Source organism: Rahnella sp. BCC 1045 (assembly GCF_019049615.1).
Taxonomy (GTDB): Bacteria; Pseudomonadota; Gammaproteobacteria; order Enterobacterales; family Enterobacteriaceae; genus Rahnella; species Rahnella contaminans.
Window position 1 is genome coordinate 14,152 of sequence record NZ_JAFMOZ010000095.1, and the last position, 18,803, is coordinate 32,954.

20 protein-coding genes are annotated in these 18,803 nt (G+C 53.8%); 9 read left to right on the top strand and 11 right to left on the bottom strand.

What is annotated here, in order from left to right; genetic code table 11:
• Nucleotides 1–26 precede the first annotated feature (26 nt).
• From gutQ to cueO, 8 genes are all read right to left on the bottom strand, one after another.
• On the bottom strand, nucleotides 27–992 hold the full coding sequence (gene gutQ / locus J1782_RS03585; protein ID WP_152325081.1) for an arabinose-5-phosphate isomerase GutQ: 966 nt from the start codon (nucleotides 990–992) through the stop codon (nucleotides 27–29).
• Entirely contained in the window at nucleotides 985–1,758 is a 774-nt protein-coding gene (locus tag J1782_RS03590) for a DNA-binding transcriptional repressor (RefSeq protein ID WP_152325082.1), read from the bottom strand. Before J1782_RS03590 ends, gutQ begins: the two co-directional genes overlap by 8 nt.
• A gap of 80 nt (nucleotides 1,759–1,838) precedes the next feature.
• Entirely contained in the window at nucleotides 1,839–2,201 is a 363-nt protein-coding gene (gene gutM / locus J1782_RS03595) for a transcriptional regulator GutM (RefSeq protein ID WP_217152445.1), read from the bottom strand.
• A gap of 50 nt (nucleotides 2,202–2,251) precedes the next feature.
• The gene (gene srlD, locus J1782_RS03600) at nucleotides 2,252–3,031 is read right to left on the bottom strand and encodes a sorbitol-6-phosphate dehydrogenase (RefSeq protein ID WP_152325084.1); all 780 of its coding nucleotides are present in this window, start codon (nucleotides 3,029–3,031) and stop codon (nucleotides 2,252–2,254) included.
• Nucleotides 3,032–3,052: 21 nt separating this feature from the next.
• Entirely contained in the window at nucleotides 3,053–3,415 is a 363-nt protein-coding gene (gene srlB / locus J1782_RS03605; RefSeq protein WP_152325085.1) for a PTS glucitol/sorbitol transporter subunit IIA, read from the bottom strand.
• A 9-nt stretch (nucleotides 3,416–3,424) separates the two neighbouring features.
• Nucleotides 3,425–4,414 carry a PTS glucitol/sorbitol transporter subunit IIB gene (locus J1782_RS03610; RefSeq protein WP_217152446.1) on the bottom strand — a complete coding sequence of 330 codons (990 nt, stop codon included), beginning with the start codon at nucleotides 4,412–4,414 and terminating at the stop codon, nucleotides 3,425–3,427.
• A 14-nt stretch (nucleotides 4,415–4,428) separates the two neighbouring features.
• Nucleotides 4,429–4,977, bottom strand: a complete 549-nt coding sequence (locus J1782_RS03615; protein ID WP_104923303.1) for a PTS glucitol/sorbitol transporter subunit IIC — start codon at nucleotides 4,975–4,977, stop codon at nucleotides 4,429–4,431.
• A 256-nt stretch (nucleotides 4,978–5,233) separates the two neighbouring features.
• Entirely contained in the window at nucleotides 5,234–6,844 is a 1,611-nt protein-coding gene (cueO, locus tag J1782_RS03620; protein WP_217152447.1) for a multicopper oxidase CueO, read from the bottom strand.
• Between the two features lie 212 nt (nucleotides 6,845–7,056).
• On the opposite strand from cueO, the gene J1782_RS03625 reads away from it, so the two are divergent.
• The 3 genes from J1782_RS03625 to speD all read left to right on the top strand — a co-directional run bounded on the left by J1782_RS03625 (nucleotide 7,057) and on the right by speD (nucleotide 9,295).
• Nucleotides 7,057–7,404 (top strand): YacC family pilotin-like protein, encoded by a 348-nt coding sequence (locus tag J1782_RS03625; protein WP_152325089.1) that lies wholly within the window; start codon nucleotides 7,057–7,059, stop codon nucleotides 7,402–7,404.
• A 192-nt stretch (nucleotides 7,405–7,596) separates the two neighbouring features.
• Nucleotides 7,597–8,472 carry a polyamine aminopropyltransferase gene (speE, locus tag J1782_RS03630; RefSeq protein WP_152325090.1) on the top strand — a complete coding sequence of 292 codons (876 nt, stop codon included), beginning with the start codon at nucleotides 7,597–7,599 and terminating at the stop codon, nucleotides 8,470–8,472.
• A gap of 28 nt (nucleotides 8,473–8,500) precedes the next feature.
• Complete coding sequence (gene speD / locus J1782_RS03635; protein ID WP_152325091.1) at nucleotides 8,501–9,295, top strand: adenosylmethionine decarboxylase; 795 nt, start codon at nucleotides 8,501–8,503, stop codon at nucleotides 9,293–9,295.
• A gap of 72 nt (nucleotides 9,296–9,367) precedes the next feature.
• Here the strand turns inward: speD and J1782_RS03640 are convergent, their stop codons facing one another.
• The 3 genes from J1782_RS03640 to J1782_RS03650 are packed head-to-tail and all read right to left on the bottom strand — an operon-like array spanning nucleotide 9,368 to nucleotide 12,482.
• Complete coding sequence (locus J1782_RS03640; RefSeq protein WP_217152448.1) at nucleotides 9,368–10,126, bottom strand: DeoR/GlpR family DNA-binding transcription regulator; 759 nt, start codon at nucleotides 10,124–10,126, stop codon at nucleotides 9,368–9,370.
• 36 nt (nucleotides 10,127–10,162) lie between these two features.
• Nucleotides 10,163–11,143 (bottom strand): D-threonate 4-phosphate dehydrogenase, encoded by a 981-nt coding sequence (locus tag J1782_RS03645; protein WP_152325093.1) that lies wholly within the window; start codon nucleotides 11,141–11,143, stop codon nucleotides 10,163–10,165.
• On the bottom strand, nucleotides 11,136–12,482 hold the full coding sequence (locus tag J1782_RS03650; RefSeq protein ID WP_217152449.1) for a four-carbon acid sugar kinase family protein: 1,347 nt from the start codon (nucleotides 12,480–12,482) through the stop codon (nucleotides 11,136–11,138). Before J1782_RS03650 ends, J1782_RS03645 begins: the two co-directional genes overlap by 8 nt.
• 194 nt (nucleotides 12,483–12,676) lie before the next feature.
• On the opposite strand from J1782_RS03650, the gene J1782_RS03655 reads away from it, so the two are divergent.
• The 6 genes from J1782_RS03655 to J1782_RS03680 all read left to right on the top strand — a co-directional run bounded on the left by J1782_RS03655 (nucleotide 12,677) and on the right by J1782_RS03680 (nucleotide 18,633).
• The gene (locus J1782_RS03655) at nucleotides 12,677–13,813 is read left to right on the top strand and encodes an iron-containing alcohol dehydrogenase (protein ID WP_217152450.1); all 1,137 of its coding nucleotides are present in this window, start codon (nucleotides 12,677–12,679) and stop codon (nucleotides 13,811–13,813) included.
• A gap of 43 nt (nucleotides 13,814–13,856) precedes the next feature.
• Nucleotides 13,857–14,744: a dihydrodipicolinate synthase family protein gene (locus J1782_RS03660; RefSeq protein ID WP_217152451.1), complete on the top strand. Its 888-nt coding sequence runs from the start codon at nucleotides 13,857–13,859 to the stop codon at nucleotides 14,742–14,744.
• A gap of 83 nt (nucleotides 14,745–14,827) precedes the next feature.
• On the top strand, nucleotides 14,828–16,243 hold the full coding sequence (locus J1782_RS03665) for a sodium:solute symporter family protein (protein ID WP_208949993.1): 1,416 nt from the start codon (nucleotides 14,828–14,830) through the stop codon (nucleotides 16,241–16,243).
• Between the two features lie 2 nt (nucleotides 16,244–16,245).
• Nucleotides 16,246–17,424: an exo-alpha-sialidase gene (locus tag J1782_RS03670; protein WP_152325098.1), complete on the top strand. Its 1,179-nt coding sequence runs from the start codon at nucleotides 16,246–16,248 to the stop codon at nucleotides 17,422–17,424.
• Nucleotides 17,425–17,469: 45 nt separating this feature from the next.
• Nucleotides 17,470–17,940 (top strand): YhcH/YjgK/YiaL family protein, encoded by a 471-nt coding sequence (locus J1782_RS03675; RefSeq protein WP_152325099.1) that lies wholly within the window; start codon nucleotides 17,470–17,472, stop codon nucleotides 17,938–17,940.
• A 3-nt stretch (nucleotides 17,941–17,943) separates the two neighbouring features.
• Nucleotides 17,944–18,633: an SDR family NAD(P)-dependent oxidoreductase gene (locus tag J1782_RS03680; protein ID WP_217152452.1), complete on the top strand. Its 690-nt coding sequence runs from the start codon at nucleotides 17,944–17,946 to the stop codon at nucleotides 18,631–18,633.
• Nucleotides 18,634–18,803 lie beyond the last annotated feature (170 nt).

The window sequence follows — 18,803 nt, forward strand, 5'->3', positions numbered from 1 at the left end:
GAACCCGCCGATGAGTAACGCCGGTGTCAGCCAATACCGGCCTGGTGCAGGTCATGCAGGTTGATGGCTCCCACCAAAATACCCTCGCTGTCGACCACCGGTGCGGCACTGATGTGCTGTTCGTGCAAGGCTTCCAACGCTTCACCCGCCCGCCATTGGGCAGGAAGCTGATATCCCGGACGGCTCATCGCGCTCACCAGCGGATCATCCAGGCTATGTCCTTTCACCAGCCAGCGGCGCAAATCGCCGTCGGTAAAAACGCCCACGACATGCAGGCTGGCGTCACACACCGCAACCAGCCCCAGGCCGGTGCGACTCAGCTCCAGCATGGCATCCATGACATTTTTCTGGCTGTCGACAACAGGCAGACGATCGCCGGTGCGCATCAGATGATGGACGCGGTTGAGCAATCTGGCGCCCAGACTCCCCCCCGGATGTGACCGCGCGAAATCCTCGGCGCCGAAACCACGGTGGCGCATCAGTGCCATCGCCAGCGCGTCGCCCATCATCAACGTATTTACTGCGCTGGACGTCGGCGCGAGCCCCATCGGGCAGGCCTCGCGCTCAACGCTGATGTCGAGCACGCAATCGGCCGCCTGCGCCAGCGAGGAATTTTTGCCGCCGGTGATGGCGATCAGGCGCGTCTGGTTTTCTTTCAGCAACGGCAAAATCGTATCCAGCTCTTTTGCTCGGCCGGAATAAGAAATGAAAATCAGCACGTCATTGCTGCCAATCATCCCCAGATCGCCGTGCAGGGCTTCGGCGGGATGAACAAAGAACGCAGGCGTCCCGGTGCTGGCCAGCGATGCCGCGATTTTCTTGCCGATATGGCCGGATTTCCCCATACCGGAAACCACTGCTTTACCGGTGCAATTTAGTAATAAGCTGCACGCACAAAGGAAATTATCATCAAGCCGCGTCAGTAAACGTTTCGCTTCTTCAATCTCAATTTCCAGCGTTTCGCGTGCGTAGTTCAGTAATGAATCATTCATCGTCTTCCCCGACTAAAATAATGCGGATCCCCAGTTTTTCGATGGCCTCACGATAAGGAGCAGTTAACCCGCTGTCAGTGATCAACGTATCGACTTTGCCCAAATTACAGACCACGTTCGGGCTTTTGCGCCCGAATTTTGAGGAATCTACCAGCAGGAAAATACGTTCGGCGGCATTGCACATCGCCTGGCTGACGCCGTGAACTTCGTTAAACGTGGTGACCCCCCCGTTCAGATCAACACCATCGGCACCGATAAACAGTTTGTCGAAGTTGAATTGATCAAAAGCGCTTTCCGCCAGGCTGCCATGGAAAGAAGAGGATTTTTTACGGTAGGTGCCGCCCGGCATCAGAATGGTTTGATCATTATCAAGCTCGACCAGTGCATTGACGATATGCAGGCTGTTGGTCATAACCGTGATGTTATTGAACTGACTGAGGAAAGGCACCATCTGCATGACCGTACTGCCTGCGTCGAAAATGAGGGAATCGCCGTCCTGAATTTCGCTAATCGCGGCGCGGGCAATGCGCAGCTTTTTACCGGTATTAATGTGTGTTTTACGGTCGATGGGCTGGTCGCCTTCTTCGCGGCTCAGAACCACGCCGCCGTAGGTACGAATCACAGCACCTTCTTCTTCCAGCAGAGTGAGATCTTTCCGGATGGTGGTGCCTGTAGTGGCGAAATGCGCTGCCAGATCTTCCACCGCCGTCTTACCAAATTGCTGCAAATGCTCCAGTATCGCCGCCTGCCGTTGCTTAGGTTTCATCACGATTTCCGCTCAAATTTTCAGATAAATTCACTCGCCATCATTCTTTTTGAAAGATAATAGCTTTTAAAGTGAAAATATCATGATTTCGGTTCAATCGCTAATGATAGTGCGGTTTGAATATTCGGATCTTTCGGGAAGATCACACCTGTCATTAATTGTTCGCGTTTCATTCCATTAAGAGCAGTAAAGGGCTGAGGACGGGCAAAGATGGTCAGTCCGCGCAGCAGAAAACCCGCGCAGACCTTTTCTTCTTTATCGAAAGCCAGCGCCAGCACAACGCGCGGTTTGAAGCGACCGCCCGAACGCCCGACGCCCACTGAACCGCATAAACACAGCTGGTCAAACGCGTGATTGAAACGCTGCAACTGCCACCAGCCCAACACAATCTGCGCTACCCATGCCAGCATCGCGCACACAATCAGTGCTGAAGTCGAGGTCATCGTTTTCTCCTTAAAAAACCCGCCCCGGTCTCAGACAAGGGCGGATGGCATCAGAACATGACCTGGCCGCCGGTAATATTGATTGACTGGCCGGTACAGTAAGACGCTTTATCACTGGCGTAAAACAACAACATATCCAGCACATCCTGATAGTCACAACCGCGTTTGAGCGGCACTTTATCAATGTAATACTGTTCTACTTCGTCGGCCTGAATGCCGAGTTTCTTAGCGTATTGCGGTAATAATGACTGGAACATCGGCGATTTCAGCAGGTTCCCTAACATCAGCGAATGGACAGTAATACCGTATTCCGCCAGATCCAGCGCCAGAGATTGCGTCAGCCCCACGCCGCCGAATTTCGCCGCACTGTAACCCGCGTTGTGTTTGCTGCCCACTTTGCCGGATTTGGAGTTGATCTGGATGATGCGACCCGGAATTCGGTCGCGGATCATCAGACGGGAAAACTCCCGGGCGCAAAGGAAATACCCGACCAGGTTCACCTGAAGTGAGAGATCAAAATCATTGAGAGCAAAGTCGGTAATCGGCGAGGCCTTCGCCATTCCCGCGCTGTAGACCAGCAAACTGACGCCGCCAAAGGTCTGATCCACCGCCTTCGCCAGCTTTTCAACGCTACTTTCATTCGTGGCATCGACCACAAATCCAAATGCCCTTTCGTCTCCAAACTGCTGATTAATCTGTGCCGCAACTTCTGCGGCATTCTTTTCATTCAGATCTGCCACCGCCACCCGATATCCGGATTCAGCCAGCCCCTGACAGAGAAATGCGCCCAGCGTCTGCCCACCGCCGATCACGACTGCAACCTGTTCCATAACTGACTCCTGACTTTAGTGTTAATCGATAAATTTCAATATGCTGCCCAGCGGAATGTCTTCGGGCGTTACGCCTTTTACATGTACGCAGCCGGGATATTCCGCCTCCGCGCTGCCGTCAAAACGCAGCGTGATATGTCCGAGTTCGCGCAGGTTTTGCATCGCCACCTCGCCCACGGCGGTCACCGGATAAAGCACATCAGCCAGTTCCATGCAGGCTCCGCGATGCAGTTCGCCTTCGGTCTGGCCGTGCTGATGAATAAAGCAATAATCCTGAATATCAGCCGGTGCGCCTTCGCGGAATGTAATCAGCATCTGATCGGATAACGCCTCGCGGGCAAAGTCTCCGATATGCGTAATCCTGGTTTGATAAATAGTTTGCATGGTGACTCCTTACTGATAGATGAAGGCGGACGCGGCCCAGGCGATAAGCACCGTCGGGGCACCGGTGAGGAAACGGCTGACCAGCACGGACGGCACACCGACGCGAACGGTGTCCTGCTTGGCTTCTGCCAGTGAAAGCCCGACCGGAATGAAGTCGCAAGCCGCCTGCGCGTTAATCGCAAAGAGAGCCGGTAAAGCCAGATACGGCGGAATATTGCCCAGCCCGATCTGAACGCCGACCAGCACGCCGATGACCTGCGCGATCACCGCACCGGGGCCGAGGAAAGGAGACAGCAGCGGGAAGGAGCAAATCAGCGCCAGCAACACCAGTCCGACAGGACTTTTGGCCAGAGGCGTCAGGCCGTGCGCCACCAGGTCGCCAAGACCAGACGCCATAATGATGCCAATCAGTGCCGCCACAAACGCCATAAACGGCAGGATAGTTTTGAGCACCGTATCAATGGTATCGCGCCCCGCCTGGAACAGCACCGCGACGCCCGCTCCCATGCCCATTCCGACTTTTGCCAGCAGTCCGTCACTTTGCTCGGTGATTTTTTTGGTGGTGTCGTAGTCTCTCACAGCCGCTGTAGGTGCGGGTTTACTGTCCACAGGTGCCGGTTTTTCGCGTTCACTGGTATCGAAAACGATGTCGTGTTCACGCACACCGGAGACATAAATGTCTTCTGTAATAAACTGTGCCAGCGGGCCGGATTTGCCGGTCGAATGGATGTTCACGGTCGGGATCCGACGTTTTGGATAAATACCGCAGCGCAGCGTTCCGCCGCAGTCGATCACCGCCACACCGATTTCTTCTGCCGGGGGCTCACCTTCTTTAAAACCATCAACGGTTTCCCAACCCGTCAGTTCCGCCAGTTTGTCGACGATCGCCGGACGCGTGCCCGCCGTGATATACACAATTTTCTTGCCTGGTACGGCCTCAATCAGTAACGGACCGCCCCAGCCACCTTCACCCCGGTTAATTCGAATGGTAACGCTCATTTTCTGCTCCGCGTTTAAAGTTGAACCTGACGATCAAGCTGAATGCCCATCTTCCTTTCGAAGATGCGCGTAGTGAGATCGGTCACCCAACCCCGGAAGAAGTTGGTCACCATGCCGACGAGGAAATAGCTGACCGCCAGTGGCCCGAGCGGTAATCCCAACGTGGTCAGCCCGCTGGCCACACCGAGATAAACGAACAGTTCGCCAGGATTAATGTGCGGGAATAATCCGTTCATGGAATGGCAGCTGTAGGAACCCGCCGCATAGTAACTCGGCTTGTAAATCTCAGGCATGAAGCGCCCGAGACTCAGCGTCATCGGGTTACAAAAAACAAATGTGCCGATGACCGGCAACAACAGATAACGTGAAACCGGATTTCCGGCACAGCGCTGCGCCAGACGTTCGATCCTGCGCTGACCCACAAAAACGATCAGCGCATTCATGACCACCAGCAAACTGATTAAGAGCGGTAAAATGCCGGTTACCATACCGACAAAAACCTCTCCCCCTTTTTGAAACAGGCCGATAAACCATTCGGCACCGTGTGTAATCACTTCAATCATCTTGTTCTCCTGTAGGGATACGTGAGCTTTAAGCTTTCATGTTTTGTCACTCCACGCTGAAAATATAATCATATTGAACTTATAATAATTCCATATTGATCACATTTCGAAAGATTTATCTTTCGAAATGAAATTTTTATAATCAAGTACTGGCAGAGAATTAAAACGGGCGGGAATGGCAGGTAAAAAAAATGGCCCGGAGAATAGTCTCGGGCCATTTTTTCAGGGAATTACAGAAAGGAAATTAGAAAGAAGCTTATGCCGACACCGTAAACCCGAGCATCATGCCGGTATCTTCGTGTTCCAGCAGATGGCAATGCGCCATATAGGCATGCTGTTTATCCGCCAGGTGACTGAAGCGCACCAGCACTTCGCTGCGGGCGCCTTCGACGCGGACGATATCTTTCCAGCCCTGACGCTGCGGCGCGACCGGCTGGCCGTTTTCAGAAAGAATACGGAACTGTGTGCCGTGGATATGGAACGGATGCAGCATCATGTCGCCTTCGCCGGAAATCGTCCATTTCTCGTATTGCCCTTGTTTCACATCGAACGCAGGCACGTTCAGGTCGTAGGCTTTGCCGTTGATTTTATTGCCATGCATGAAATCGTAACTTCCGGCCACTTTGCCCATGTCCATTCCGGCCATACTGCCGTGGCTGTCATGGCCTGAACCGGACATCCCCGGCATCGCCGCCATATCCATATCACCGCCGCCGTGATCCATGCTCATTCCGGCCATCGCGCTGTGACCGTAACGTTTCATCAGCGCCGCCATGCCCTGCTGATCCAGTTGCGGATCCATCATCAGTTGCAACCAGCGGGTCGGCAGATTATCAGTAGAAACCAGCGCCGGAAGCGGCACCAGCGTGTCCGGCAGTGAACCGCCGCTTTGGGTCAATGTCGGCTGAATGCGAAGTACCGGCAACGGCTTGTCGAACGGTGCCAGCGTCATACCCATTTGTTTCACCGGCAATGTGACTAGATCAAACGCTTTACCGTCGCTGCAATCAATCAGCACTTCAAAACGTTCCCCCATCAGCAACGGCAAATCACTGACTTTTACCGGCTCGGAAAGAAAACCGCCGTCGCTGGCGATCACGTACATCGGCCGCTGGTCGCTGGTGGCGATGAGCAGCGAGCGCGCATTGCAGCCGTTAAGCAGACGAAAGCGCACCCAGCCGCGCGAAATGCCGTGCTGCGGATAAATCGCGCCGTTAGTCAGCATGTGCTCGCCGAACCAGCCGATGGCGGCAGTCATCACGTCCATCTGGTAATCAATCTGTCCGGCGTCGCTGAGGCGTTTGTCCTGCAAAATGACCGGAATATCATCCACGCCCCAGCGTTTCGGGATCTGTAATGCGTCGCTGCCTTCATCTTCAATCAGGACTAATCCGGCCAGCCCCATTGCCACCTGATAGCCGCTGGTCTGATGCGGATGCGGGTGAAACCAGCAGGTCGCGGCGGGTTGTTCGAGCTGCAAACTCACGCTGCGGCTCTGGCCCGGCGCGATCAGCCCCTGAGGACCGCCGTCAATGTCACCAGGAATTTCCAGCCCGTGCCAGTGAACGGTGCTCGCGACGTCCAGATTGTTTTTGACCGTGACATTGAGCGGTTTGCCCCGCCGCACGCGCAGCGCAGGCCCCAGCAGATTGCCGTTCACGCCCCAGGTTTGTGTATTCACCCCGGGCAGAAACTGGCTCTGACCACGTTGCAGGGAAAGCGAAATCGCGCTGCGGGCATCCGGTTCAAGCAGTGTGGGAATGGGCAACGCCGGGCGGTCAGCGGCCAGCGCAAACCGGCTCCAGCCGGGTAACGTACTGGCGGCGCCCAGGAGCGTTGTCCACTTCACGAAATCGCGACGGTTCATGTTCAGTCCTTATGATGGAAAATTGCCAGACGAACGGCATAAAACTGCCATAATAGTACGACAGCCTAAACCCTCCACTAAGGGGAAGGTCAAGTGGCGGGCACGCAGAAAAGAAATTTGGTGCCACTCATCGCAAATATGGTAACGTCATTTCGATTCGCTTTGAGCCAGGTTTTTCTAATCTTTCAATCTAAAAGAACAAGAACACTTCCATGAAAAGAACAACATTGTGTTTGCTGTTACTGTCGCTGCTCGGCTTCTCCTCCGCCAGTCAGGCGTTGAGTGAGTCAGAAGCAGAAGATCTGGCGGATCTGACCGCAGTCTTCGTTTATTTGAAAAATAACTGCGGCTACGAACAGTTGCCTAATACCCAAATCAAACGGGCGATCGTCTTTTTCGCACAGCAGAATCGCTGGGATCTGAGCAACTACAACAGCTTCAATATGCAGGCAATGGGCGAAGACAGCTATCGCGACCTGAGCGGCATCGCAGTTCCGAAACCGGCCAAATGCAAATCTCTGGCGCGCGATTCACTGAGTCTGCTGGCTTATACCAACTAAATTTCCCCCGCAGTGCTCCGTCAGTCTGATGCCGGAGCGTTTCATTTCCCCTCTCCGGATCCGCGTCACACCTCACTCAGCTACAATTAAGCTAAATTTATCTGTTTGAAATTCAACCGTGCATGCGCAGGCAGAGTTAGCTATCATGTGCGCCCATTTTTATGGCTGCGAATGCTCAGGAGAAACAAAGACATGTCCCGGAACTCGTCACCCAAAGAAATATGGTATGAGACGCTGCACGCCCATTTTGGCCAGTACTTCAGCGTCGAAAAAGAGTTGTACCGTGAGAAAACTGAACACCAGGATCTGGTGATTTTTGAGAATGCGGCGCTGGGCCGCGTGATGGCGCTCGACGGCGTGGTGCAAACCACCGAACGTGATGAATTTATCTATCACGAGATGCTGACACACGTTCCGTTACTGGCGCACGGCGATGCCAAAAAAGTACTGATCATCGGCGGTGGCGACGGCGGAATGCTGCGTGAAGTCTGCCGTCATAAAGGCGTGGAATCGGTCACGATGGTGGAAATTGATGCCGGCGTGGTGGAGTTTTGCCGCCAGTATCTGCCCAATCATAATGCCGGTGCTTACGATGATGCCCGTTTCAATCTGGTGATTGAAGATGGCGTGAATTTCGTGAATCAGACCGCTGAAACGTTTGATGTGATTATCTCCGACTGCACCGATCCGATCGGTCCGGGAGAAAGCCTGTTCACCTCGGCCTTCTACGAAGGTTGCGCGCGTTGCCTGAAACCGGGCGGCATTTTCGTGGCGCAAAACGGTGTCTGCTTCCTTCAGCAGGATGAAGCGGTCAACAGCCACACCAAACTGAGCCACTATTTCAGTGATGTCAGTTTCTATCAGGCCGCGATCCCGACCTATTACGGCGGCATCATGACCTTCGCCTGGGCGACCAATAACCCGGCTTACCGCCAGATCGACAGCCAGACATTGCAGGCGCGCTTCGACGCCGCAGGCATTACCTGTCGCTATTACAATCCGGCGATTCATCACGGCAGCTTTGCGTTGCCGCAGTATTTACTGAATGCCCTGTCAGCTGCGCGCTGATACCGCATCCGTAAGGGGGTGAACTAAATTGCAAAAACTAAAACTGCATGGCTTCAATAACCTGACCAAAAGCCTGAGTTTTTGTATCTACGATATCTGCTACGCCAAAAGCGCAGCCGATCGTGACGGCTATATTGCCTACATTGACAAAGAATATAACGCCAACCGCTTAACCGAGATCCTCACCGAAACCTGTTCGATTATCGGTGCTAACATTCTTAATGTTGCGCGGCAGGATTACGAACCACAGGGCGCCAGCGTCACGATTCTGGTGAGCGAAGAGCCGATTGACCCCAGTGATGTCGATACCACCGAACATCCTGGCCCGCTGCCGAATTCCGTGGTTGCGCATCTCGATAAAAGCCACATCTGCGTGCATACCTATCCGGAAAGCCATCCTGAAGGCGGACTGTGTACGTTCCGCGCCGACATAGAAGTGTCCACCTGTGGCGTGATTTCACCGCTGAAAGCGCTGAACTATTTAATCCACCAGCTGGAATCTGACATCGTCACCATCGATTACCGCGTCCGCGGTTTTACCCGTGACGTGAACGGCGTGAAACACTACATCGACCATTCCATCAATTCGATTCAGAACTTTATGTCGCAGGACATGAAAGGGTTGTACAAGATGATGGACGTCAACGTGTATCAGGAAAATATCTTCCATACCAAGATGTTACTGAAAGAATTCGATCTCAAGCATTATCTGTTTAATGCAAATCCGGAAGAACTGACTGGGCAGGAACGCAAGGAAATCACCGATTTGCTGTACAAAGAAATGCAGGAAATCTACTACGGCCGGAATCTCCCTGCCGTCTGATCGGCACATAAAAGAAAAGGCCGGGCATCGCGGGATGTCCGGCCTTTTTTTATCGTGAATTCTCAGCTGGTTTCAGGCCAGAGTCAGCGTAAATGGCTGTTCTACCAGCAATTGTGTGATTTCTGAGTTCAGACCTTTATCGGTGATAATGTCAGTCATCCCGGCCAGCGGCGTGACACAAAAAAGCGAGTACGCACCATATTTACTGCTGTCAGCCAGCAACACCCTGCGGCGCGCATTAATGGCAAGATCCTGCTTGAGCCCGGCTTTTTCTTCTGTCGGCGTGGTGATGCCTTTATCCAAACTCCACGAGTTACAACTGATAAACGCGATATCCGGATAGACGCTGCGCAGCAACCGGCGGCCATGCTCGCCGACGCATGACTGACTGCTGTCGTCGATACGTCCGCCAATAATGGTCACTTCGATTTGTTTAAATTCCGATAAAAACAGCGCGATACGCAAATCGGCTGTAATGACCCGCAGAGGCAAATGGGTCAGATTGCGCGCCAGTTCAAGCATCGTGGTGCCTGCATCGAGAACGACGGCATCGCCCGGTTTTACCATAGCAGCAGCGACTTCGGCGATGGCCTGTTTTTCCTGCAGGCTGCGTTGAAGTTTTTCATTGGTCGTCGGCTGGCTGGGAATAAAGCGGTTGAGCGTCACACCGCCGTGGCTGCGGCTGATGACACCCTGCTCGTCCAGTTTGATCAGATCCCGGCGAATGGTCGCCGGGGAGGCCGCAATAGCGGCAACCAGTTGTTCAACGGTGACCAGATTATGGCTTTTCAGATAATCCATAATCTGATCGAGGCGGCTTTGTCCGGTCAACGTGATTCCTTTTTTCCCTGCGCCGCTGGCGCAGAATTACGCCAGTTGTACGGCTAACTGAATGGAGATCGCCATGCTCTCAGACTTGGCTTTTCCTGTCCACGCAATATCAAATGCGGTGCCGTGGTCTGCCGACGTACGAATGAAAGGCAGGCCCGCCGTAATGTTCACGCCGTCATAGAATCCCATCAGTTTCAGCGGAATATGTCCCTGATCGTGATACATCGCCACCACCATGTCATACATCCCTTCGTAGGTTTGCAGGAACACGGTATCCGGCGGACAAGGCCCGGCAACATTAATGCCTTTAGCTTTCATTTTTTCCACAGACGGCCCGACAATCCTGATTTCTTCATCGCCGAACAATCCGTTCTCACCGGCATGCGGATTCACACCCGCCACCGCGATACGCGGGTTTTCGTAACCGACGCGACGCAGGAAGGTATCTGCCATCTGAATAACAGTTTCCACGCGCCCGGCGTTAAGCGTATCGAGGAACTTGCGCAGGGCAATGTGCGTGGTGACATGAATGACTTTCAGCTTGTCGGTGTAAAGCACCATCGCGTAATCGCGGCTGCCCGTTAGTTTCGCCAGCAATTCCGTATGACCCGGATAAATATGCCCGGCAGAATGCATCGCTTCTTTATTAAGAGGAGCGGTAGCGATGGCCTGAACGTGTCCGGCCATCGCCAGTTCGGTGGCGCGTTTCACACAGCGATAGGCCAGATCACCCGCTTCTTTCTGCACTTTTCCCGGTACCAGCGTCTGCGGATCCGCCAGTGGTTCGTCAATCACGTTGATGACGCCCGGCGCGAAATGTGCCTGCGAAACGTCATCGATAATGCGTAATTCAGCGGCTGGCGTGATCCCGAGAGCGAGGATCCGGCGGAAAGTCGCCGCGCATCCGACAACTACCGCAGGCGTACCGGACAACTCACCTTCAGCTAACGCTTTAATGATAATTTCAGGGCCAATACCGGCAGGATCACCCATGGTTACTGCAATAATTTTAGTCACTCAATTTCTCCTCAATAAAGCGTAAAACTTCAAATAGCGTATTTTCAGTGCCGAACCCACCCGCTTTGGTCATAACTGGCAAACGGTTAAGCGGGCTGTCGAGTAAAAATCCCCAGGGAACACAGCCTGCAATCTGTCCTTTGATTTCAAATCCTTTCGCACCCAGCGCCCGGGCAACGGCCAGCGCAATATCTCCGCCGGACAGATATAGTCCGCCCGGTTTCGTCTCCGGTTGCTGTAAAACGTTCTGAATCAGTTGCCCGAGAAAGGCGGCAATGCGCCCGCCCATTTGCGGGCGGCTGATGTGATTTTGCTGGCAAAACTTGGCAACGGAATGCCGCTGCTCTTCACTCTGGCGGGTACGGATAAAACAATGTTTGCCCTCTGCGATGGCGTGGCGAATTTCAGCAGAAAGCGTCGTCAGCAGCCGGTCTGAATCCGCAGAGAAGAGCCGGAGAACATCAAGATCAATCAGTGAAACGGGGCGGTGTTGTTGTACAAAAGTAATCTGCTGCGCCGCGATTTCACTCATTGAGCCGACAACCGCCAGCAGCGGTGCGGCTGTGCGTTCAGTGATATTCTCAGGCGAGGTTTGCGGCGTCAGGCAATGTTGCGCCAGCGCATGGCTCAGGCCGGAAGCACCGACCAGCAGCGGTCTGAATGGCAAACTTTCTGCGGCATGAATAATCAGATTCAGATCTTCTGCGGACTGGCTGTCGGCCACGACAATGCGAACACCCGAGGCCGTCAGCGCGAAAAGCTGTGCCTGAAAATCCCCCGAACGCAGCACCTCAAGGCTGATGTGATGCTGGCGCAGCGACGTTTGTTCAGCCAGACGTGCGCCGACGCTGGCCGTGCTGACCGGCGTTTTCGGGTCTGTGGCGAATTCAGTTTCCGTCAGTAAGCGGCCATTCACGTAGCAAAGCCCGTCTTTTATCACTCGCCCGAGTTCGGGTACGGCGGGCGCGATAATCGCCAGCGGGCAATCGAGTGCCATCAGCACAGCTTCGGTTTCTGCCCCCAGATTCCCGCGCAGCGTAGAGTCGATTTTCTTGAAGACCCATCCTTTCTCAGTGGAAACCGGTGACCCGGCCAGCACAGCCTGCGTGACTTTTTCCGCGGCATCCTCTGCACTCATAGCCCGGCTGTCAGTGCTGTAAATCAGTGCATGACCGGTGCCCACTTTTACCACGCTGCCAGTGACATCAAACTGCACACATACCGACATTCCCTGCGCCACCAGCGCCACGCCAGTATCATTCGCGCCGGTAAAGTCGTCGGCAATCACCAGCAGCCCGGCGGATTTCTGAAGTGCTGTATGAGTTACGGTTTTGGCCATCGTGGCTCCGTGATGAATGAGGTCGGGTTAATCTTGCTGGTTATGATTATATTCAATCATGATTGATTATATGTGAGCAAGTTCAAATTATTCAACTTCAATTTCGCCTATAAATTGCCCTGACGATGTGAGGAGTATCGACCTTTGATGATTGAACTCACTCTTACTAAAGACTCAGACGGCAGGAAAAAGGCATGAATATAGACAGCACGATCATCAGCGGTTATCAGTCATTACAGGACATCGGCTACTTGCTGGCCGGAAAACGTCAGGTTTTACTGGTCAGCGACAAAAACATTATTGGCCTGCCGCCGGTGCAATCGCTGATAGGCCAGCTGGATAACGCAGGCTGCGAGGTGAGCATTATTGATAGTGTGCCGCCGGAACCGAACCAGCATGACGTCGCCGCTATCCTGAAAACACTGCATCAGCCGCAGGTCGATCTGGTGATTGGCGTCGGCGGCGGAAGCGTACTGGACGTCGCAAAGCTGCTTTCGATTCTGTGCGCCGGAGATGAAACCGTCACGCTCGACAGTCTGCTGGCGGGCGAAAAACCGCAACACCGTACGACGTCGTTACTGATCCCAACCACTGCAGGCACCGGCTCAGAATCCACACCAAACGCGATTCTGGCGATCCCCGAAAAGGAAACCAAAATAGGCATTATCACGCCGGTCATGCTGCCCGATTATGTTGCGCTGGTGCCTGAACTGGCCACCAGCATGCCCGCGCGCATCGCGGCGTCTACCGGCATCGATGCGCTGTGCCATCTGTTCGAATGCTTCACGTCGGACATTGCTAACCCGGTCAGTGATAACTTCGCGCTGGTCGGCATGAAGAAGCTGTTTGCCAGCCTCGAAACGGCCGTTGCCGAACCGGAAAATCTGCAGGCGCGGCTGAATATGCTGTGGGCGTCATATTACGGCGGCGCATCGATTGCCCATGCGGGCACCCATCTGGTTCACGCTATGTCCTATCCGCTCGGCGGCAAATATCACATTCCTCACGGGGTAGCGAATGCCATTCTGCTCGCACCTTGTATGGCTTTTGTCAGGCCTTCAGCCGTGAATAAATTTGCGCAGGCCTATGACTTAATTCCAGATGCCGACCGGACATTACGTGAAGAAGAAAAATCCCATGCGCTGGTGGAATATTTTGACGCGCTGGTTCATCGCCTGGATTTGCCGGTCAAATTAAGCCAGCTGAATATCACACCTGACGACATTCCTTATTTGTCGCAGGGGGCAATAGAGGTACAACGTTTAATTAAAAATGTACCGATGCCGGTCAGCAAAAATCAAATAGCGGAAATTTACCGCAGCATTCGTTAACCCCTTATTTCATATCCGATTACAACGACGTAAAGAGAATAAAATGAATAATATTACCGGAGTCTATACCGCCATTGTGACGCCGTTCTCCGCCAGGGGAGAACTCGACGGTGACGCATTGCGCCAGCAGGTAAAACGCCAAAAACAGGCAGGAAATAATATTTTCTGTAACGGCACTAACGGCGAATTCTTTATGCTCAGCGGGCAGGAAAAAATTCAAGTCACAGAGATTTGTCTCGAAGCCGCGGGCGATGACACGGGCGTGATGTCGCATGTCGGCGAGATTTCTACCCGCGACACCATTCGTCTGGGACAACAGATTGAGAAACTCGGCGTGCGTGCCGTGTCGGTGATTACGCCGTGGTTTGCGGCGTTACGCCCACAGGAGTTGATTGCGCATTTCCGCGCCGTCGCCGATGCGCTGACGGTGCCGGTGTATCTCTACAACATTCCGGCAAGAACCGGTAATACGCTGACGCCAGACGTAGTCCGCGTACTAGCCGATCATCCTAATATCAAAGGGATTAAAGACAGTGCCGGTTCGTACGAGAGCCTGCACGGTTTCCACGAAGTCAGCCAGCAGTTTGCTGATTTTGACGTGCTGACCGGGCCGGATTCACTGATTTATCGCGGTTTCACCGAAGGCAGCGCCGGCTGCATTTCCGGTATCGCCAATATCATCCCCGCACAGGTAAACGCTGTTTACCACCATCTGCAGGAAAACCAGCCTGCCGCCGCCGAAGCGGTTCAGGCAGACATCAATAAGATCCGCACCGATTTATACAGCATTGCGTTTTCACCGGCCGTGGTTAAAAAAGCCGTGAATATGCTCGGGTTTACCGTGGGTGAAAGCCGGTATCCGGTGGAATTCACGCAGGACGATACACAGAAGATCCTGACCGTCATAAAAGAATTTAATTTGCGCGGCTAAACGCGCCTTACCTAACGAATCTACCGATCTCCTGCGCATGAAAGTGCGCAGGCAGGGTCCCCTACGCGCTGTGTGAGGAAAAAATGAAAGAATTTAGCTCATCAGATACGTTAATTATTATTGGCATTGTGCTCGCCTACATCCTGTTCACCACCTGGCTGACCTACCGGTTGCGCAGTAAAACCAGCGGCGATTTCATGGAAGGTTCGCGCGCAATGCCTGCGTTTATTGTCGGCGTGCTGCTGATGTCGGAATACATCGGTGCCAAATCCACCATCGGAACGGCGCAGGCGGCTTTCGAAGGCGGTTTTGCAGCGTCCTGGTCGATTTTGGGTGCCGCCATCGGCTTCCCGATTTTTGGTCTGTTGCTGGTCAAACGCATTTATAACACCGGAAAAATCACGATTTCGGGCGCAATTGCTGAGAAGTACGGCAACACGACCAAGAACATCATTTCAATCATCATGATTTACGCCCTGCTGCTGGTTAACGTCGGGAACTACGTGAGCGGTGCAGCGGCCATTTCTACCGTACTGAAAGTGAATCTGCCGGTGGCAGCCTTTATCACCGCCGTCGTCAGTACGTTCTACTTTGCGTTCGGCGGCATGAAAGGTATGGCGTGGGTGACGATGCTGCACAGCGCTATCAAGTACATCGGCGTGCTGGTGATTTTAGGCATCGCCTTGCACATGACCGGTGGCGTGATGCCGATGGTCAAAGAGATGCCAGATTTCTACTGGACGTGGGACGGCAGCATTGGCGCCAGCACCATCTTCGCCTGGCTGATTGGCACCATCGGTTCTATTTTCTGTACACAGTTCGTCATTCAGGCCATCTCTTCCACCAAAAGCGCGGAGTCAGCCAAGCGTGCTACCTGGGTCGCGTTCTTCTTCTGCGTACCGATTGCGCTGGCGATTGGCATGATAGGCGTGGCGGCTAAATTCCTGCACCCCGACATGAACAGCCTGTATGCACTGCCGGTCTTTATTCAGGACATGAATCCGTGGCTGGCAGGTCTGGTGACCACGTCGCTGGTGGCTTCGATATTCGTCAGCGTCAGTACTGTTGCGCTGGCCATCGCCTCGCTGATTGTGAAGGATTTCTACGTGCCTTACCGCAATCCAACGCCTGAGCGTGAATTCAAAATGACGCGCTGGTTGTCGCTGCTGATTGGTTTCCTGCCACTGATTTTCGTACTGCTGGTACCGGAAGTGCTGAAACTTTCCTTCTTCACCCGCGCAATCCGCCTCTCGATTTCCGTGGTTGCGGTCATGGCTTTCTACCTGCCGTTCTTCAAAAGCGCGCGCGGTGCGAATGCCGGCCTGATCGGTGCCTGCGTCGTGACCTCCGTATGGTATGTACTCGGCGATCCTTTTGGTATCAACAACATGTACATTGCGCTGATCACGCCGGCCATCATTATGGTGATTGACCGTTTGATCCCGCAGCGAGCCGTTAAAAGTAAAAATGCACAAATTATTCAAAAGTCTGGAGCTTAAAGATGACCACTGAAACGTTAACCGTCGAACGCAGCGGAAAAGTCCACATCCCGGAAAACGACGCCGCACGTCGGGACGCCATGTTGCCGTCTGATTGCCCGCAAAATCATGCCGCCAATCTGCTGCCTTTGCCCGACGGCAGCCTGCTGTGTACGTGGTTTGCCGGAACTCAGGAAGGGATCGCGGACATCTCGATTTATCTTTCACGCCTGGAAAAAGGTGCGCAAGTCTGGAGCCAGCCAGTAAAACTCTCTGAAGATGCCAGCCGTTCCGAACAGAATCCGGTGCTGTTTCTCGCTCCTGATAATGTGCTTTGGCTGATGTACACCGCGCAGAAATCGGGGAATCAGGACACTGCCATTGTGCGTTTCCGTCAGTCGCAGGATCTGGGCAAAAGCTGGGGCGAAATTGGCACGCTGCTCGGTCAGCCCGGCACGTTTATTCGCCAGCCGGTAACGGTACTCGCGAACGGCGACTGGCTGCTGCCGGTGTTTTATTGCCGGACGCAACCCGGTGAAAAATGGGTCGGCAACAATGATGACAGCGCGGTCAAAATTTCCAGCGATAAAGGCAAAACCTGGCGCGATGTCGCTGTGCCGGAAAGCACCGGCTGCGTACACATGAATATTACGCCGCTGCACGACGGCAGCCTGCTGGCGTTGTACCGCAGCCGCTGGGCAGACTTCATCTATCAGAGCCGGTCTGTCGATGGCGGCAATACGTGGACTGCGCCGCAGCCGACGGGGCTGCCTAACAATAATTCGTCCATTCAGGTCACCACGCTCACCAATGGCCATCTGGCACTGGTGTTTAACAAGATGAGTGCGGCAGATGCCAGTGAACGTCGCGCGTCTTTGTATGATGAAATTGAAGATGAAGAAGACGATGCCCGCTCTGAAGCGCCGGTGGAAACCGGCGGTCGCAGCGCGTTCTGGGGCGCACCGCGTGCGCCGATGACGCTGGCGATTTCTGAAGACGACGGCCGCACATGGCCTTACCAGCGCAATCTGGAAACCGGCGACGGCTACTGCATGACCAACAATTCGCAGCAAAAACTGAACCGTGAGTTCTCTTATCCGAGCATCAAACAGGGGCTGAACGGTGAACTTCACATCGCGTTTACCTGCTACCGTCAGGCGATCAAATACGTCTGCGTCGATGAATCCTGGGTAAAAGGCTGATCCCTCAGGCCCGCTGTCGCGGGCTTTTTTTATCAGGAGCTAAACATGATTACAGGTCACTTACAGGCGCTGGAACTGGCCACATTACCCGATGCACTTCGCCAGATCCTGACACTACCGGCGTGTTCACTGGACGCACTGCGCGCGCGGGAAGACGGGCGTTTTCAGCCGGAAGGCGCTGAGTGGTTTTGCACGATTGGCAACGCGAATACGTCACCGGCGGCGGAACGGCATACGGAATTTCATCGCGACTGGCTGGATATTCAGGTCGTGCTGGAAGGCGAGGAAATCATTGGTTTTGATACGCGAAACGTCACCGGGCAGCCCGCCACCGAACGGAAACCCGATCTGTTTATTCTTGAAACCCCTCAATTGTCGAAAGAGATTTTACTGCGCAGCGGGGATTTTGTGACGTTCGCCCCGGGCGAACCGCATCGCGCATTGTGTTGTACAGACCGCCCGGCCGTTGTGCGCAAAGCCGTTTTCAAAGTTCCGGCTTCGGCATTCAGGAGATAAGTCATGACCTCTGTTCCTGTCAGACATGCACTGGTGACCGGTTGCAGTTCAGGCATTGGCGAAACGGTGTGCCAGACACTGCTGGCACAGGGCTGGAAGGTGACCGGGCTGGCGCGCCGCGAGGTGAGTTTCCCGCACGCTAATTTCACCGGAATTGCACTCGATATCACCGATACGGCAAAACTGACCGCCCTGCTGGAAACGCTTTCCGGCGTTGACGCGCTGATCCACGCGGCGGGCATGATGAAAGCGGCGCCGCTGGGGCAACTGGATACGCAGGCCAGCGCAGCACTGTGGCAGCTGCATGTTGGCGTTGCAGAAGTTCTGGCCAACCGGCTGGTGGACAAAATGCCGGACGGTGGCCGCATCGTATTGCTTGGCAGCCGCACTTCTTCCGGCGTTGCCGGTCGCAGTCAGTATGTCGCGACTAAATCGGCCATGTTCGGAATGGTGAGAAGCTGGGCGGCGGAGCTGGCACCGCGCGGGATTACCGTCAATATTGTTGCGCCCGGCGCGACGAAGACGCCTATGCTGGAAAATCCGCAACGCCAAAGTTCACCGCCGAAGCTGCCGCCAATTGGACGTTTTATCCAGCCGCAAGAAGTCGCCGACCTGGTTTGCTATTTACTCTCCCCTTCAGCATCGGCAATCACCGGCCAGCAATTAATTATTTGTGGCGGCGCATCGCTGTAACTCAATAAGCATTACTTAAGTAAAATAATGTAGCCGACTTAAAAACCGGCTACACTTCTTAAGGCAAATTAATATTTAAAACCCAATAAAATCCTTACTTAAACCAAATTATTCGATCAACGATCTGCGAATTAAGCTAAATTATAAAACTAATATACAGACTATAAATC